Annotated in this window: 16 protein-coding genes; 9 read left to right on the forward strand and 7 right to left on the reverse strand. The window is 29.5% G+C overall.

What is annotated here, in order from left to right; all coding sequences use genetic code 11:
- A complete protein-coding gene (locus EPJ72_RS06870; protein ID WP_147731458.1) occupies positions 1-477 on the reverse strand; it encodes a transposase in 477 nt (158 codons plus the stop codon).
- A gap of 168 nt (positions 478-645) precedes the next feature.
- On the opposite strand from EPJ72_RS06870, the gene lpxC reads away from it, so the two are divergent.
- Genes lpxC through hemW form a run of 3 tightly spaced genes read left to right on the forward strand, consistent with a single transcriptional unit; the run spans position 646 to position 3924 of the window.
- Complete coding sequence (gene lpxC / locus EPJ72_RS06875; protein WP_147731459.1) at positions 646-1926, forward strand: UDP-3-O-acyl-N-acetylglucosamine deacetylase; 1281 nt, start codon at positions 646-648, stop codon at positions 1924-1926.
- 16 nt (positions 1927-1942) lie between these two features.
- Entirely contained in the window at positions 1943-2797 is an 855-nt protein-coding gene (locus tag EPJ72_RS06880; protein WP_147731460.1) for a sigma-70 family RNA polymerase sigma factor, read from the forward strand.
- Positions 2797-3924 (forward strand): radical SAM family heme chaperone HemW, encoded by a 1128-nt coding sequence (hemW, locus tag EPJ72_RS06885; RefSeq protein ID WP_147731461.1) that lies wholly within the window; start codon positions 2797-2799, stop codon positions 3922-3924. The genes EPJ72_RS06880 and hemW overlap by 1 nt, the downstream gene beginning before the upstream one ends.
- Here the strand turns inward: hemW and EPJ72_RS06890 are convergent.
- From EPJ72_RS06890 to EPJ72_RS06900, 3 genes are all read right to left on the reverse strand, one after another.
- On the reverse strand, positions 3919-4215 hold the full coding sequence (locus EPJ72_RS06890) for a Trp family transcriptional regulator (RefSeq protein ID WP_147731462.1): 297 nt from the start codon (positions 4213-4215) through the stop codon (positions 3919-3921). The genes hemW and EPJ72_RS06890 overlap by 6 nt on opposite strands.
- A gap of 121 nt (positions 4216-4336) precedes the next feature.
- Positions 4337-11266: a PD40 domain-containing protein gene (locus tag EPJ72_RS06895; protein WP_147731463.1), complete on the reverse strand. Its 6930-nt coding sequence runs from the start codon at positions 11264-11266 to the stop codon at positions 4337-4339.
- 55 nt (positions 11267-11321) lie between these two features.
- The gene (locus tag EPJ72_RS06900; protein ID WP_147731464.1) at positions 11322-11654 is read right to left on the reverse strand and encodes an STAS domain-containing protein; all 333 of its coding nucleotides are present in this window, start codon (positions 11652-11654) and stop codon (positions 11322-11324) included.
- A 569-nt stretch (positions 11655-12223) separates the two neighbouring features.
- Here EPJ72_RS06900 and EPJ72_RS13035 point away from each other — a divergent pair.
- Complete coding sequence (locus tag EPJ72_RS13035; protein ID WP_158636889.1) at positions 12224-12388, forward strand: hypothetical protein; 165 nt, start codon at positions 12224-12226, stop codon at positions 12386-12388.
- Position 12389: 1 nt separating this feature from the next.
- On the opposite strand, the gene EPJ72_RS06905 is transcribed toward EPJ72_RS13035, so the two are convergent.
- From EPJ72_RS06905 to EPJ72_RS06915, 3 genes are read right to left on the reverse strand one after another with little or no spacing between them, the layout of a single operon-like run.
- The gene (locus EPJ72_RS06905; protein WP_147731465.1) at positions 12390-13274 is read right to left on the reverse strand and encodes a DUF1848 domain-containing protein; all 885 of its coding nucleotides are present in this window, start codon (positions 13272-13274) and stop codon (positions 12390-12392) included.
- Positions 13275-13279: 5 nt separating this feature from the next.
- Complete coding sequence (locus EPJ72_RS06910) at positions 13280-13807, reverse strand: NUDIX hydrolase (RefSeq protein WP_147731466.1); 528 nt, start codon at positions 13805-13807, stop codon at positions 13280-13282.
- Entirely contained in the window at positions 13791-14834 is a 1044-nt protein-coding gene (locus EPJ72_RS06915; RefSeq protein WP_147731467.1) for a hypothetical protein, read from the reverse strand. Before EPJ72_RS06915 ends, EPJ72_RS06910 begins: the two co-directional genes overlap by 17 nt.
- Before the next feature lie 336 nt (positions 14835-15170).
- Between EPJ72_RS06915 and EPJ72_RS13455 the strand changes: the two genes are divergently transcribed.
- The 5 genes from EPJ72_RS13455 to EPJ72_RS06940 all read left to right on the forward strand — a co-directional run bounded on the left by EPJ72_RS13455 (position 15171) and on the right by EPJ72_RS06940 (position 18698).
- A complete protein-coding gene (locus EPJ72_RS13455) occupies positions 15171-16100 on the forward strand; it encodes a hypothetical protein (protein ID WP_242004950.1) in 930 nt (309 codons plus the stop codon).
- An 83-nt stretch (positions 16101-16183) separates the two neighbouring features.
- Positions 16184-16768, forward strand: coding sequence for a hypothetical protein (locus tag EPJ72_RS06925; RefSeq protein WP_147731468.1), 585 nt, complete (start codon positions 16184-16186; stop codon positions 16766-16768).
- Between the two features lie 74 nt (positions 16769-16842).
- On the forward strand, positions 16843-17415 hold the full coding sequence (locus EPJ72_RS06930; protein ID WP_147731469.1) for a hypothetical protein: 573 nt from the start codon (positions 16843-16845) through the stop codon (positions 17413-17415).
- A gap of 114 nt (positions 17416-17529) precedes the next feature.
- Positions 17530-18099: a hypothetical protein gene (locus EPJ72_RS06935; protein ID WP_147731470.1), complete on the forward strand. Its 570-nt coding sequence runs from the start codon at positions 17530-17532 to the stop codon at positions 18097-18099.
- A gap of 35 nt (positions 18100-18134) precedes the next feature.
- A complete protein-coding gene (locus EPJ72_RS06940) occupies positions 18135-18698 on the forward strand; it encodes a hypothetical protein (protein WP_242004951.1) in 564 nt (187 codons plus the stop codon).
- Positions 18699-18715 lie beyond the last annotated feature (17 nt).

The following is an 18715-nucleotide window of genomic DNA, read 5'->3' on the forward strand; positions in this document are numbered from 1 at the left end:
CTAAGTAAATTGATAAACTGTTTTTCTGCCTAATTTGATATATTTAGTGTCTATTTGAACTATTTTGCCTTCTTTTTGTATTTTAGAGACAAATTTTCGTTTATCATATCGCTTCTTTTTCTTTTTTGTTTTATATCTCCAAAGATTATTTCTTTTTAGTACATTCTCTATAGCTGTAACACCTATCTTAATGCCTTCACGATTTAAATATGCTTTAATATAATGCTTACCTCGATATTCTTTAGTATAGAGTTTAATAATTAAATTAATAGCTTCTTGATTATTAAAGATATTTGGGGAAGTTTTTGGTCTAGTGCTAAAATTGGCGACAGTTCCAGTGTCTTTATATTTTTTAAGCCAAGCATAAAAAGTAGATTTGGGTATTTCTTCTATCTTTAAAAATCTTTTAATATTTTTAGTTTCTAATGCTTCATCCACTATAAATAATTTAAATTCTGTGCTATAATCTTTTTTCATAGTAGCATCCTTTTTATTTGTTTTATGTTCAAAATATTATAACAAGGATACTGCTTTTTTTATACTAAAAAATGTCCAATATCTCATACTCCTAAACAATTTATGTATATAATATATTGATTTTATGTTATTAATATAATATTATATTTGGAGTAGGAAAATTGAATTATGATGAAAAATAATGTATTAATAATAGATGATGAAGAAGATATTTTAAATGCATGCAAAAATGTATTAGAAGATGAAGGATATGATGTTGATATTGCCAAGAGCTATGATGAGGCTTTAAAAACATTTAATGACAAAAAAGTAGATTTAGTATTTTTAGATGTATGGCTTCCTAATGTAGATGGTTTGGATATATTATCAAATATAAAAAATAAATATCCTAATACTAATGTCATTATGATGAGCGGGCATGCTGGGGTGGAAACTGCGGTAAGGGCTACAAAAATGGGTGCTTATGACTTTTTAGAGAAACCTATCAGCATTAGTAAATTATTATCTTCCTGCGATGAAGTATTTAAAAAAGAAAATGCTCAAACTAATAATAATGCTTCAAACAATATAAATACTCATCATCATAAATCTAATAACAAATATAAAGTAAAGCAAAAAACTATTGCTAAAAGTATAGTAATAAGCGGTTTTGCATTAATGGAAGGAAGAAAAACAGCACTTACTTTAGTGCCTGCAGAAGTAAATACCGGCATAGTTTTTGTGGATATTAATACAAACACTCAAATAAAACTAGACCACACCAACATACTTTCAAAAGATAAATCAGGTGCGGTAAACTCTACAGCATTAGTTGCAGGAAACAGATATATAAAAACAACCGAGCATTTCTTGGCAGCACTTCATATGATGGGCATAACAAATTTAATAGTAAAATGCGACGGAGAAGTTCCTAATGTTGATGGTTCTGCTTTGGTATTTTGCGATGCTTTGAAAGAGGCGGGTTTTGTTGAGCAGGATGATTATATAGAGCCTATAGTGATAGATGAAACTCTCACTTATGGAAATGTGAATGATAATGAAACTTATATAATACTTTCTCCATACAATGGTCTTGAGGTGAGTTTGCGTATAGACTTTGCTGGCAGCATTGGAGTTCAGGAGTATACATACAAGTTTGATAATTTTAAGCAGTTTACTGATGAAGTGGGAAGGGCGAGGTCTTTTAACACTATAGATAATATTGATTATGCTCAAAAGATGGGTATGGCTGGAAGCGGAATGATAGGAAGCCATATACTTCTTTGTGATGGAAAGGTAATTAATACAAAACTTCATTTCGATAATGAGTTTGTAAGACATAAGATTTTGGATATAATAGGAGACTTGTATATATTAGGAAGACCTATAATAGGAAAGGTGCAAGCTAATAAATCTTCACATTCATTTAACCATTCTGTTGTACATGATCTTGCTAAGAGATATTTATAAAGGACAGCTAAAATTAATGCCAAATAGTAGAACAAGGACTAATTTAGAAGAAAATAATAATATATCCTTATATTTTGCAGACGCTAAAAGAGAAAAACTTCTCACAAGGGAAGAGGAAATAGAATTAACTCAAAGGCTAAAAAAAGGCGATTCTCAGGCTAGGGCTAAACTTATAAGAAGCAATTTGAGGTTTGTAATAAGCATTGCTAAGCAGTATAAAAACAGCGGTTTGCTTTTAGAAGATTTAATAGGCGAAGGAAATTTAGGGCTTATAATAGCAACTGATAGGTTTGACCCTGATAAAGGATATCATTTTATTTCTTATGCGGTTTATTGGATTAGGCAGAGCATACTAAGGGCTATTAATGAAAAATCAAGACTTATAAGGCTTCCTTTAAATAAGGCTATGGATTTGGTGGATTTGGAGAGGGCTGTTCATCAATGCTGCTATAAAACTGGTCATATGCCTGATGTTGATGATTTGGCTTCTATATTAAAAAAAGAGCCTAGAGAAATTAGAAATATTATGGCTATGAATAATGAATATGTGTCGCTTGAAAAAGATTTTAATATGGACGGCGTTAAAGACAGATTAGTTGATGTAGTTGAAGATAAAAACAGCAAAACTGTAGAAGACATATTATCTGATAAAGAGCTTACTGAAGAGTTAAAAATCGCTATGGAAGAGCTTTCTGATATAGAAAAAGAGATAATCAATGCAAGATACGGTCTTGACCAAGAGAAAAAGACATTAAAAGAGGTTGGAGAGAAGTATTCATTCACCAAAGAACGCATAAGACAGATAGAAAAAAAGGCTCTTAAAAAAATGCACTCCAAAAGATATAACTCTCTTAAAGATTTCTTAAACTAATGTCAGGTCTTTATATACATATACCCTTTTGCACATACAAATGTAGTTACTGTAATTTTTATTCTGTCGTTAATATGAATAATATAGAAATATATAAAAACTACATAGAAGCACTTATATTAGAATTAAAACTAAGAATAAAAGATTATAATGAAGAAATAAATACAATATACTTTGGAGGAGGCACTCCTTCAGTATTTAACGCTAATTTACTAAAATATTTGCTAGACAACATATTAAATATTCTCAAAAATTATCAAGACATAAAACTAATAAAAGAAATAACAATAGAGTCAAACATTAATGATATAAACAGTGAATATATTAATTTTTTAGAAAGTGTAGAGAATATAAGAATATCCCTAGGCCTTCAAACATTCAATGAAAAATCTTTGTCTATTATAAACAGACGCACAGAATTAGGCGAGATAGTTAATGCCCTAACACTCTTAAACGCATCTGCTATAAATAACATTTCTCTTGACTTTATATCGGGACTTCCCCTAAATGATAAGCTTCAAACAAAAAAAGACATTCTAAAAGCATTAGAAATACTCCCCAAAACAAAACATATATCGCTTTACTATTTGGAGCTTACAAAATCATTAGAAGAGAAATGGAGGGATTATCTGCCAAAAGAAGAGGAAAGTGTAGAATATTACAAAATAGCCTCAGACACATTAAGAGATTTGGGCTTTATAAGATACGAAATATCAAATTATGCTATTAATAATTATGAGTCAATACATAATTCAAACTACTGGAAACTAAAAAATTATTTAGGTCTAGGTGCTTCTGCTGTAGGATACTACAACAGCGAAAGATATGAAAATATAAAAAACATAAAAGACTATATTGAATATATTAAACAAAATAAAAAACCTATTAAAGAAACAGAATATATAGATAAAGAAACACAAAAAAAAGAGTTTATATTTCTTTCTTTGAGAACTGTAAAGGGCATAGATATAAATAATTATAATAATATATTTAAAGAAAATTTTATAGACAAATATTCATCAATTATAAAAGACAATAAAATTTATTTCCTTATAACAGATGAATATTTATCTATAAAAGAAAATTATTTTAATTATGCAGATGAGATTAGTTTATTATTTTTATGATTTGTTTAATGATTCTTGAAACTCTTTATTATTCATTAGGTATTTATCAACTATAACCGCCAAAGCACTATCTTGTTTTTTTAACTCCTTAGCTCCTCTTGTAATGGAACAAAGGCTTGCATTTAAGCTTTTTGCTATTTCATATTGAGGCATCTTCCTCCTGATCAGGGTGACTATCCTAAGCCTTTGCTGAATCATATCTTGCTCGTCCTTGGTAAAAAGCTCTGAAAGCAGGCTTTTAATAAACTTCTCATCGTTTTCTGTTGCTAAAATATGTGCTAATAAGTCCATTGATACTCCTATATATTATTAAATATAATATTACTTTTTATGATATTTATATATAGTTAAGTATAGAACAAATATAATTTTTTGCAAGTGTAATTATGTTTTTATCTTAAAAATATGCTTTTTATTTTGGTATGCCAGGAAGTATGTAGTCAAATAAAGTATAGCTTCCCTTAAATAAAGTATTCATATCTGAAGCATTAATAATATTAGGTCTTACAGCATTATTTTTTATATATCTATAAGAATCTATAACGCCATTATTAAAGTTCATATATAAATACTTCATAGCAGTATAATAATCTCCCGATAAATCTGTGCTGTATGTAAACATTAATTTATTATTATTTCTATCTCTTAAATATCTGAATATATCAGCATTTTTAGCAGGAGATAAGAATATATCTTCTTTATTATAAGGCTTATTGTAGTTGGTGTCTATTCCTATATAGTGAGTAAGAGGCACTTTTCTTTTTCCATTAGCATAACCAACAGCTAAACTCTCTAATGATGTGTAAAAATTAGTTTGAGTATTTAATTTAATATTAGCCCTGCCTATATTAATAACGTCCATAGGCACGTACTTTAACTCTCTTATCTTAATAACATCAGCATTCTTAAAGTCATTAAAATAAGCAAAAGGTATAGTAAATAAATTAGGATAAGAGCCTGTAATATAAACAGTCTTCACCCTTGAAGCATTTTTAGAAACACTAGAAGATAGCATTTGAGATTCTAATGTTCTTAATGCTTTTAGTCTTTCATTGGCATTAGGAGCATTCGTAAATGCGGTTAAACTACTTCTCAATTTGTCAATAGATACAAGGGAAGATTTTTTTACTTCATTATCACCCACAACATAGCTGTAAGAAGTGTATTTATCATCTTCATAAGAATAGAATATAAACATAGTATTAGTGTTTTCATTACTAAATATGTTATATGCATTATAAATATTCTTTCTAAAATCGCTCTCAGGCACTCTTATTTTATTTAGAAGTCCGTATATATAGCTTGGCTTATCTTTATAAAGCGAATAAAACAAATTGGCAAATGATGAAATAGTATTAGCTTCAAATATATACTGATTGCCGTAAATATAATCCATAGTTAAGAATATATTAGCTTCATTTGTAGTTTTATTATCTAATATGGTATTTGCAACTGTGAGTATTTGATTTGTATTTGTCATTAGAGTAAGCAAGTTTGTTACTTTATCTAAAGGAGTTTTAGCATATATCAAATCATAAAGCACTGCTATTTCTAATATTTTATTTTTGTTTGTGCCTTTAGTTCTCTGTGCTATATAATTTACATACCTTACATTATTTTCTACAGTCTCCCCTGACTTTAAGAATCTTGACAATGTACGAGGTGTAAAATATTCATCTACTAAATGATAATTTTCATTTGTGTATAGATACATAAAATGCAAAGCTCTTCTAGCACCTTTAACTGCCCCCTCATCTCCGAGTCTTCTATAAACAGGAAGCATCGCCTTCATAAAATAGTAGGCATTAGAATCGCTTATATTACTGTAGGAGGAAGCAAAATATTTATATCCGTCTTCAGATAGATTGTATGCAGTGTTAGTGTCTTTTGCATTATATCTATCTTCTATAAAATAAGCATAATTGTCCATAACCTCATTAGGAGATTGTGAGTAGCTTATAATATTAGAAATCATGCTAACAGAAGACGTTTTTTTGTATGATGAGAGTAAACGGCTTTTGAAATTATAAGTTTCATTTGAAAGAGTGGTCATGCTATTATCTGGCTTTCCGTATACTGTAAATAAATTGTTGTCATAGCCTTTCATGCTCTCTTCCAAAGAATTAGTTACAAGTCTTTGGAAATAATTAGTATAAAACATTATTCTTGAATATGTATTAGAATTGCCTACCACTAATGCTATATTATTAACTTCTTTTAATACTTCTTTATTTTCATCAAAAGTTTTCTTGTCTGCATAAAGTATGTAGAAATTCTTTTTCATCAAGTTTGATATATCAGAAGCTTTAGTGTCTGTAATATCCACAACCAAAGGCACATAGGAGTTAGTTAATAAATCCTCAAAAGGTATAAATCTAAACTTTCTTACTCTGTTAGCAGAGCGGGTGGTGTTATTAGTATATAGATTAGTGCTTTCTTCATTATTATTATTTTCTACATAATTAACCTGCATCACTCTTACATTATTTGAAGAATAGTTGGCATTAACATTATTTGTAAGAAGAGAATTGCTCGCAGAAGAAGATGATGCTGTCATATCTATGTTTTTTCTGTCGCTTCTATTAACTCTGTAAAAAGAAATTAATCTGTTATCAACATAAGCAACCTTTGGAGGAAGCATATATTCGGTAGAATCATAAAGCTCTCGCACAAATGCGTCATTACTAACCATAACAATAGGACTCTCACCAATATGAGTAACATAATTTTTTGTTTTTATTAAGTCATTAGTTTGATAATAGAAATAAGTCTTTTTATTCTCCCTCACAAATCTATAACCCAAATAGGTATCCCATATTAAAGTTTCATCACTACGCATTGATTTATCTATATCACTAGCCTTCACATCGCAAATTACTATATGTTTTATAGGTGTATTTTCAAAAGTTTTAATAGCCTCTTTTTCATACTCTGTAATTTCTTTTAGAGATGATGCTTCTAGCTTTTTGTCATAATTAGCTGTTACTGCAGACAAATATTTTTGATAAGCATAGAGAGCTTTTTCATATAGTTTATAATAATCTCTAAGATAATAGTTATTCTCTCCGAGTGTATAGAGTCTTTTATCTAAAAAATCCTTACGCATGTCTATTGCATCAAACATAGCAAGTATATTAATGCTCGCATCAGGATAATTGCCTTCCAAAAACTCTATTACTTTATACCTCGCCTCTTCAAGTATAGGGTTATTTTCTTCTGCAAAGGTAATCATAAACACGCTTTCTCTTAATCTCTGCAATATCCTAAACACATACATTACAGGCTCATCAAGACTGTCCGGATAAATATCTCTATACTTCTCACTAAAATCTATTAAAGTAGTAAGTATAGCAATCTCCTCAACTGCAAAAGCATTAACCTTAGCCTTAGAAAAAGCAGATATATATTCCCTCGCCGCCTCTTCAATATTGCCCGCAAGCTCATAGGCCTTAGCCAAATTGTATAGAATAATTATTTCAGTTTTTAAGTCCACAGGGAAGTTTGAGTTTGATGAAAGAATATATTTATATCTGTCTATAGCATTTTTAAGCATATAAAGTCTTTGAACATTAACATCATGCATGCTCATATCCAAAGAGCCGTCATTTTTCTTTCTGTTAAGCATTAAATCATTAGCTTCAGCAGTAAGTTTCAAAGCCATTATATATTGAAAAGCTGCTATATGCGAATATAATAGTAATCTGTCTTTAGAGCTTACGCTGTTATTTGTAGAAAGTTCTTGAAGAGTTTTTACAGTAGTAAATAATTCCATAAAAAAATCTCTTCTCATAGCAGTTAAATCATTTTGAGATAAATATCTTAAATAAAGCGAAGATAAGCTCAAATAGTTTTTAGCATCGTTTTGAGCATTTTCGTATATTAAACTAGGGTTATTGTTTATAGCATTAGAGTTTAGAGTTTTTCTGTATTCTTCTATAGACTTTCTAAAAGAGATAACAGAATTAGAAACAGAGCCTTGCCTATAATATAAATAACCTTCATTGTTGTAGTAGGTAGAAAGCATTAGAGGCTGTATTGATTTTTTAGGCTTATCTTTAATAATATAATTTCTATAAGAAAATAAAGCCTCTCTTGCCTCAGAATATCTACCCATCTTCTCATAAAGCTCTTGATATATAGAATAGAGCATCTGCTGTTTATCGACATTAAGAGGCTCACCAGGTATATATCCTCCAAAAGAAGCAAGCCCTAAGTTTACAACATTAATATTAGCACCATATAAAGTAATACTTACATAATTAGGATTATATGAAGAAGAATCTAAACTGTCTATTTTTGCCTTCACATTATCGCAGTATTTTAAAGCATTATTATAATCTTCAAGTTTTAAGTAGCAAGCAGCTATAAGAAGTTCATTAAGTTCATTTTGCTCTACATTGTTTGTAATTATAGTATTTCTTTCTAATAATGATTCAATAGCTTTAGTGTAGTCTTTTTGTTCAATAGCTGCAACTGAAGTGTAGCCTACTATTTTGTATACTGCTTCACTGTCTCCAAGTCTTTCAAAAATCTCTCTTGCTTTATTATATTCTCTATAAGCTCCATTAATATCATTGTTCATCCACAAAGAATACCCGTAAAAGAAATGATACCAAGCCTTGCTTTTTTCACTTCCAACACTGTTTAATAAAGTTTCTGCTTCTTTATATTCATTAGCCGCATCAGAGTATCTGCCGTTTATTAAGTAAGAGTTTGCAAGCATTATAGATACAACATTAGGTTTAGTTTTTATCTTGCTTTTAGCCATTATAAGGGCGTCAATTATTTCACTTTCCAAATTTGGCGTTTGAAGAGTTAATTGATTGTAGCCTATATATTTATCATTATTTACATTATTGTCTTTATAGCTTGGCACTAATTCCATTATGCTTTTATATGTTTTATCGCTTTGAAGAACCTGCATCTTTAAGGCTTCTGCAAATGTAAGCATTTCAGCCTTTTTTATATAATAATTCTCTTCATCAGGATAAAGGAATATAGCAAAATCCATATAAGAAACTGCTTTATCTACTATAGTATTAAAAGACTTATTCAAATACAAATAAAATCCGTCTTCTCTTTTTTTCTCGCTAAGCACATACCTTTCGCTGTCATATTGTTTAGACATAGCTATGCCGTAATATCTATTAGCCAAATAATAATAAGCGTTAGCAAGCTCTGCATGTGCTGCATGCTCTGAATATCTTGTAGATAAAAGAGTTCTCTCCCTCTCTGCTATGGTCTGTTCAAGTGATTCTATAGTGCTATATGCTCTAAGCCCGCTTTCAATAATTCTCGAAGAAGCATTAGCATCGTTAGGATTATAAACTAAAACCTCTTGATAATTATCATAAGCAATATTATATCTACTTTCATTATAAGCATTGTCTGCTAAAGTTCTATAATAGTTGGCAAGTATTCTTTTGGATTCTTTTGCTTCATAAGTAGGCTCAAAGTTTTTGCCTCCGCTTTTTACAGCATTCACTAATAATTGATAAGCTGCATCATCTTTTTTGTCTAATAATATTTTAGCATTAGCATAATAACCCAAAGCAAGCATTATATCATTTTTTGATTCCATGTACGGCTGAAATAAATTTGTAGCTGCATCATAATTTTTGGCAAGTATAAGTCCGTCTAAATATATAAGCCTGCTTGCTACAGATAATGGTGCATAGGGGTGTGCATTATCTATTATTGTTTGATAAGGAATCTTTGAATCTTTTATAAAATCTTTTGCTATTTCAAGTCTGTCTGCAAATATTAAATCTTTTCTTCTGTAAGGTTTATTATACAAATCCTCATCTGCCGGATATTTATAATTATTATCTTCAAGTGAATGAGAATATAATTTTGATATTAATACATATAAATCTTTGCTGCTGTCATAGTCTATTATACTATTTAGAATTTCTAATGTTGAAGCATTTGTGTTATTTCTATTATATTTTTCATTAGCAGATATATAGCCCGCCCAAGATAAAGCATTTACTATGTTTTCATTGCTTGTGATAATTGATTCATTTGTAGTATAATATGAAGCATTAAGCCAATTATCATTAGTGTCAAAATTTTCATCTATCTTTAAAGCCAAAAATCCGTAAAAAGTATTGGTATATTCCGTTGTTAGAACATTTTTTGAAGTATTATAAATATCTATATTTTTATTTGTATAAGCCTGACACATTACATCGAAATATGCCTTTGATACATTACCCCTATCTTCATCTGAAGGGAAATACTCTGAAAACTTCTTTATTACTTCAACTTTCCTATCATACGGCAAAGCAACAAAGGTATTATACATATCATTGGCATTAGCATCTTTAATGAAATATTCTTTGGTAGAGCCCATAGTTACTATACTAGTGCCTGAAGTACTTAATACATAGCTTCCCACCAAAGCAGATTCATAAGCTACATTGAATGTGCTTAAACTTGTATTTTCTTCTAACACATAATATTGTCCTGTAGACAAAGAATAAGACATTAATCTTCTTTTATCATTATATGTTAAATTACCGTCTTTATCAGTATCGTTTATTATTTCAAAATAAATTATAGTATCATTGTTGTAGAATGACGGATTAAACTTAAAGGTTTTAGTATCAGTTAAAATCATCAAATTGGTTTGAATATCATTTGTGATGTAGGAGTTAGCTTGCAAGTCTATTACTGCTAATTGTGAATAAGGCTCTCCTATTTTTGAAGTAATAAAAGCAATATGCCTATCATTAAAAGAGAATGTAGGAGAAGAGGCTTCTATATCTGCTCTTTTAATTATTTCTTTACCATTTGGCTTAACTGTAAAGAGTTTTTTAATATTATTTTCTCTGTCTGAAACGAATGCTATCATATCGGCATTATGAGAGATTTCTGGGTCTGTATCATAGCCTTTATAATCTGTTATTCTCACTATACTTTGCTCTAAGTTCTCTAAATTATTTTTTGAAGTTCTAATACCAAGATTAACTAACTTGTATAAATAAATATCAGCAAAAGCATCATCTCTGGTAGAAGAAAATACCAAATATTTTGATTTACTGTCCACTGATACAGAAGAGTCTATTCCCGGGCTTCTTGTGAGTCTAAAAGTCTCAAGCGTATAAGAATCTACAGCAAATATATCTGTGTTTCCTGCATTTTCCCTAGAATAATATACCCAAGTTCCTTCCCTATCTATAACTGAATCTAAAACAGGATTACCCTCTCCGGAAGTTAGAGAATATCTTTTATACTCTCTTAGGAAAGATCTGCTGTTAAAAATGGAATCTGCACTCTTTTGACTGGATGCACAGGATAATAAAATAAATAATGGTAATAATAATAACCTTAATTTCATAAACCTTTTATAATAATAATTAAAAAATCATTATTCTTAAAACATTCAAAATATTTTAGAATGAAGCTAAAGCATCATCAACGCTGTCAAAAACTTCAAATAAATCTTCTAAATCTACAGTTTTTAATATTTTCTTTATTACATCAGGTACTGAAGCTAAAACAAGTCTTCCGTTTTTATCTTTTACTTTTCTCATCATATTAATAAATACTCTAATTCCGCTTGAGCTTAAATATTCAACTTTAGAAATCTCTAAAATTAAATTAATATTTCCAGACTCTATAAGAGCATCTAATTCGCTTTCTATAGATACAGATAAATTAACATCTAATTTACCTTCTAATTTTACAACTTTTGCTTTACCTTTATCTTCTATATTTAAACTCATAATATATTATTCTCCTTAAAGACTTATTTTAGAATATTATAACAAACATAATATTAAAGTCAATAATTAAGTAAAATGATAGAGCAGTTAAAATACTCACACCGCACGCACGGTGGAAAGATTTTTAAATATAATAAAAACTGCATTATTAATTTGTTTAGAAACCTTGTTTAGCTTAGCGTGCGTTGTATGATTCTAAATTTAAAAAAATCTTGGGCGGGCGGCTAACATAACAGCGAAAACAAAAAAAAGAAAAAACAATACATAAACAAAAGAAAACAGAAAGCCTAGAGGGCGGGAAAATGTAATTAAATTTTTATGTTTTTTATTATCTGCGGTGACTAGCCCCACACCCCCAGTTCTTTTACGACCAAAGGGAGTCCTTCAGGACGACCGAAGGAAGTGCCTGTGGTATTGGATAAAAGAACCAAAAGAACTGCATTTAATTAAGTATAGCTTTTTATGTATAAACAAAAATATAAACATTATTTTAGCTTTATATATTCCAAAATATAAAGTTAAAAACACTCGCACTTTCGCGAAGCGTATCCGAAGGATATAAGGTTCTTTTGACGAAGTCCGCACCGCGACCGAAGGAAGTGCCTGCGACCGTAGGAAGTCCTTCAGGGCGACCGAAGGAAGTACCTTTAGGTATGGGTGCGAGCTGCGGGAAAAAGAACAACAAAAAATTGACAAACTTAAAAATTTTTAGTATATATTCATTAAAACTATAAATTACTCTTTTAACGAATAGCACTTTCTCTCTGTAACAATATACAAATCGCTTAATTGCTTATACTGCTCCAAAAATACAGAAGAGTTTTTGATGTTATTTTTATTATTCGCATAACAGTAAATACAATCAGATAAGCAAGTGTTGTAAGCCCCTATGTCAATACTTTCAACGCACCCGCAATTAAGCCTTTGATTTTTGTCTTTCTTTGCTTTTATATTATATCCTACTATCTTTGATATAAGACTCTCATCAATGCATTTACTTTTACCAATATTAGGCAAATCCTCACAACAACTTTCTACAGTTATATTATAATGTTTGGCAATATCGCTAATAAAAGAAGCTAACTCAAAAATAGAGTCATCATCTTTTTTAATATTTATATCTTTTATTTTGTTTTCTATCTTTTTGTAAATATCAACAAAACTTATTATGCATTTTTGGGTATAGTTATGAAGCTCTTTTATTAAATATTCAAAATGTTTTTTATGATAATCAAGGCTATATTTATCGCTTAAAATAATAGGGTCATAACGCCACAAAACTTTTTCTTTTCCTATCTTTTCTGAAAGTTTTTTAAACGAATATATTATCTTCTCTTTTCTCTTTGAAATAACATTTTCTATATCTTCGCCGTATGAGTTAATTGTAAATTGAAAATAATATTTATAGTCTTTAATTAAATATAATTTATCAATCATAGGAGAAACATCTTTAGTCCAAAACACTATGCAATCAACCACATCAGCCGACAAATCTATCTTACTTACCTGATGACTATTAAAAGGATTTCTTACTAAACAATACCCCTCTTTTATTCTATCAAAAAACCAATCACAGTAATAACAAGGAATATCCGTTCTTCTGCTTGCACTTATTATCATAATAATTATTGAGTTATTTTAATATATTCTCTTAAAGCTTCTTCTGATGATTTGAAAGCTAATCTCTCAAAATCAATATTCTCTTTTTTTATAAACACCACTTCAGATGCATCATCAGAAGGCTTTACATCCGGCACATAATCTATTTTAGCATAAAAAAACATATCGGTAGTAACATACATCATACCCTCATAAATATACTCATTACTTCCGCTTATAAGAAAATGTATATTATCTATTTTTATGTTAGTCTCTTCAAAAAGCTCCCTTCTAACAGCATCTTCTATTTTTTCATAAGGCTCGCAAAATCCGCCCGGCAAATCAATATAGCCCTTCTTAGGCTCAAACTTTCTTTCAACAAATACAATGCCTTTAGGTGTTTCAACAACCATTCCGCCCGCAGAAGCGGGATTGACAAAATATCTCCTCCCGCACTTTGAACAGTTAAATATTTTCACGCCGTTATATATAAAAGAATCTTTCTCTCCGCAATAGGGACAGTATTTAAATTGATTTTTAATATGCTCTTTCATAACTTCTATTTATGTAAAATAAACTAATATCTCTTACCTTGCTTATAAATATGTCAGACTCTGCCCATATTCCAAAAGGTGCTTTCTTAAAAAATAAATTATCTTTGTTTGATAAGTTTACGCTTTTATGATGATAATTATTAGGGTCAACATTATAATAGTCGTATATATAATAATACTCTATATCCAGCTCTTTCATCTTTTCATCTATCACAGTTTCCATTTCTTCTATTGTGTTGGCAACTATATAATATGTAGAAACAAAAGATACAGTCTTACACTTTCCAAGACAGCGAACAGTAACATTCCACCATTTAGGCTCTTTATCTATTTTCTCATCATCATTAATTATAGCAAAACCAAAACTATGCTTTAAATTGTTAATAATATCATAATAATCAAATATATATTCATAAGTCTCACTATAACTCTCATAAGACACTATAGAAGATAAAGAATAATGCCAGTGAATATCAGAACTAATAAAAACAGGAGTCTCATCTAAAAGATTAAAAGAGTCTAATATTCTATTGATTTTCTTAATATTTTTAAAAGGAGTGTTTATAATTATTTCTTTATCTAAATTAATAAAAATCTCAAAATCATTATACTCATCAATAACCCCAAAGCCAACAAACCCGCATTCCACCCAAAGCTCATTATATTTTTTAAACACCCTTCTAATCTCGCTTAAAGATATATCAGGGTCGCTCATAAGCACATCAAACTCTCTGTTTATATCCTCGCTCTTTCTCTCTATCACCATAGTAGCGTAATATGGGAATAATTTTATTAATTTAAGAAACAAATCTGAAAGTCTATTTGCTGATATAGAAATGCTGTAAGAATACATATCAGCGCTATCCTCAGAAGTTTTTAATTCTATACTTACGCCCTCTTTAGGTTTAGAAAACTCTGTAGGAACTATACCCAAAGGCACATAAAAATCATTTATAATTATTCTTTTTTCTTTAATTTTATTTAATATACTTTTTCTTTTCTTGTTCTTTTGAAAATAGCTAATCACAATAGTCTCTCCATAAAACTAATAGGCATAAAAAATATTTGTGATATAATAATAAAAAAACGGCTCTATGTCAAGCATAATATTAATATTAAAGAAGATAAAAAAACAGTATTCCTTGACATAGATTTTTTTTGCTGTATACTATTTGTGCGATAAGGGAAATGAGGGTGAAAATCCCACGCTGGCCCGCAGCCGTAAAGCTTAGTTATTTTTTACTAACGAAGTCGGAATGCCTTATTGTAATAATAATCGAGTCGAGTGCACTATATTATGGGTTTTATCTAAAAACTTATAAACTTTTTATGTATTCGCTCCTAATTTTAAAGGAGTTTTTTTATGCAAAAACAAATCAAAATTTTTTCAACACTTTTAACTGTATTGGTTTTAGCCGTATCCTGTGCCAACACAAACCCAAACGACCCAATAAATACTGCTTGGAAAGATAATCCTAATCATAATTTATTAAAAAAAAGCTGGTATGATACAGCATCTACAGATTCTACATACAATTATGATGGAACAACATTTTCTTCTTCTTTGAAAGGAACAGTTAGTTATTCTTTTACAGTAGAAGAAATAGTTTGGGGTTCGGACAATACTTCAGGCATAATATACGGAAAATATACTGCTAATACAACTTCCCCAGAATTAGTAGGAAAATATTATGCAGTTTCATTTAAAAGTTTAACCGCTGAAAGTGTTTCTATAGCTGGTGCTTATAAACAAGATGGAGTTTCATCAACTGATACATTAGAAGAGGCAAAAACAACATTTACAGAAGCGAATGGATATTTTAGTCAATATTCAGATTGTAAAGTATATACTGGTGCTACTATCAAAACAGTGTCTTATGGAAATAAATCATATACAGGTGAAATAACTCAGGCAAAAATTGAACAATTATATAAAGAATCAGTAGCTAATAAAACAGTTTATTCTACATCTGCCTATACTACAGTAACAGGCGAGTTTAAAGCAGATGCTAACTATTATGAAACTAAATGGCAAAACGGAGCAAGTGCCAGAACTGTTTTTAAAAGATGTATAATTTATAAATGGAATGGAAAAGATTATATAGCAGGAATATATTGGGATAATAAAACAGGTGTTGGAATGCAAATAAGATATAGACTTATCATAATAGATGAAAAAGGTACTGAGCATGCTTGGTATGGCGGCGGAAGCGATGCTGGTGTAATACCAGATGAAAATACCAGTGATTGGGTTAAATATAATTTTGTTTTCGGATATTTAAAACTTAATTAAAAAAATAGTAAATATATAAAGGAGCGGTTGATAGCCGTTTCTTTATTATTAAATAGTTTTTATTTATATAAAGGAGCATTGTTATGCAAAAGCAAATTAAATTTTTATTAACACTTTTAACTGTATTGATATTAGCAATATCTTGCACTAATCCAAGCGACCCAAATAACGATAGCAACAATAACAACAATAATAACAACAACAACAATAATAATAATGGCATAACTATTGATACTACAAACTGGAAAGATAAGACTAATTATCAATGGTTACAAAAAACTTGGGAAACATCAGCAACATCAGCAAGCTCAAAGGTATTACAATATACAGATAATAAGAATAATGATACTGGTTCTCTTAACTCATATCATACATATCCAGATGTAAATGGTATGAATTATAATATGGTTATAGAATCAATAACTTGGATATCTGACACTGAAGGTATTATGTATGGTAAATTTGGATATATCTCTGATTACAATTTACTTGGAAAATATTATGCGATAGCATTTAAAAATTTAACTGAAAATAGTGTAGATTTTTCTGAAGCTTCATTAAGTAGTAAACAATACACTGAAACTTTAGAAGAAGCACAAACTACTTTCACAGTAGAAAGCGGAGCATTTGCTACTTATAATAGTTATACAGTAAAAACAGTACAATAAAAGAGGATAATATATAAAAAACTTATTCATTTATTAAAATAGCTTTTAATTAATTTAAATAAAGGAGCATTGTTATGCAAAAACAAATCAAAATTTTATTAACACTTTTAACAGTATTAATATTAGCAATATCTTGTGCTAATAACAACCCAAACGACCCAAATAATAACAATAATAACAATAATAATAATCAAACAGTAAAACCTGCTTGGAAACAAAATGTAAATTATTCACTACTTATCAAAGATTGGTATAATGAAAGACAACCAGAACTTAAAGAAGTATATCAAATTAGAGAAAACGGAAATGATAAAGTAGACTTTATTGTACCTGATCCTAGTGGAAATGTTAGCTATTCTATTGTTGTAACAGAAATTGTTTGGAACAGTGATAATAAATCAGGAATTATGTATGGTACATATAGCGTAGCTCCATCTTGGACTTCTGATGCATTAAATAAATGGTATGCTATCTTATTTAGTGATTTAACAGAAAATACTTTGTATATTTCTCAAGCTTATGTAACACCTTCAGCTGACGCTCCTAAAGGTAATTATACTGAAACTCTAGAAAAAGCAAAAGAGGTCTTCACTGAAGCAAATGATGCATTTACTCTTGGAACATATTTAGTACCGCAGACAAAATAAAATTATAACTAAAAAATAAATAACTGTATTGCATATTGTTTATTCAATATGCAATACATAAATTTTATAGATAAAATTTAATTATATGATATAATAAAAATTAAGGTAATTGTTATGAAAAATAAACTCAAATTTCTAACAACTATATTCATAATATTAATAATCTCTATTTCATGTGCTCAAAAGTCAGCAACAGACCCCAGACAAGAAGCAGACAAAGAAAACGTATCAGGCATAGAAATTGGAAATGGATACAAAGGAACTATATATTATGGTAATCAGTCTTTTTCAGGAGAAATAACTCAGACAAAAATTGAAGAACTATGGAAGAACATGGTTGCAAATAAAATCATATATGAAACTTCATCATATACTACAATAACAGGTGAATTTAGAGAAGATGCAAGCTATTATGAAACTAAATGGGAAAGCGGAACAAGTGCCAGAACTGTTTTTAAAAGATGTATGTTATGCAAATATAATGGCAAAAACTATATAGCTGGGGTATATTGGGATAATAAAACAGGCGTTGGAATGCTAATACGATACAGACTTATTATAATAGATGAAGAAGGTGTTGAACAGGCTTGGTATGGCGGCGGAAGTGATGCTAATGTAATACCCGATGAAAAAACTAGCGATTGGGTTAAGTATTGGTGGCCTTTTGGTTATATAAAACTTTAAAATAAATAATTAAATTAAAATAAAGGAGCATTATTATGCAAAAACAAATCAAAATCTTATTAACTCTATTAATGTCTTTAGCTTTAGCAGTATCATGTGCTGACCCAACTACTGATCCAAATAATAAAAATACAGGAACAGGTGATGGCACAACAGGTAATGGCACAGATATAGAAATAAGCACTGGTGTTGGAAATCGCAACTATAGATTTTTAGCAGATAAAAAGATTTTAGATTTAAGCTGGCAAGACCAAAGAAAAAAAGACTATTTCCATAGCAACTGGATGAATATTTTTACAAATCAAACTCTTAAAGCTGCGGGCGAAACAGTAAGTACAAGAACAACAGATAAAGAAGCAACTTATTTTGAAAACAATAGTGCTGTTTTAGGTAAATTTGTATATGCTACAAATATAGAATTTAAAGGTACAAACTATATAGGGGCATTGTATAATAACCCTAACCAAATATCTATGCCATGGATGTTGTTGCATGTAGATGCAGATGGAAAATTGATGATGGCTACTGCTGGGGTAAAGAGCCTCCTACAGAAGAAGATTGGAAGTCTAATGAACATGTTCTTCATAATGCTACTATAGAAAATTTTAAAAAATAA

This window comes from Brachyspira pilosicoli (assembly GCF_008016535.1).
GTDB lineage: Bacteria > Spirochaetota > Brachyspiria > Brachyspirales > Brachyspiraceae > Brachyspira > Brachyspira pilosicoli_A.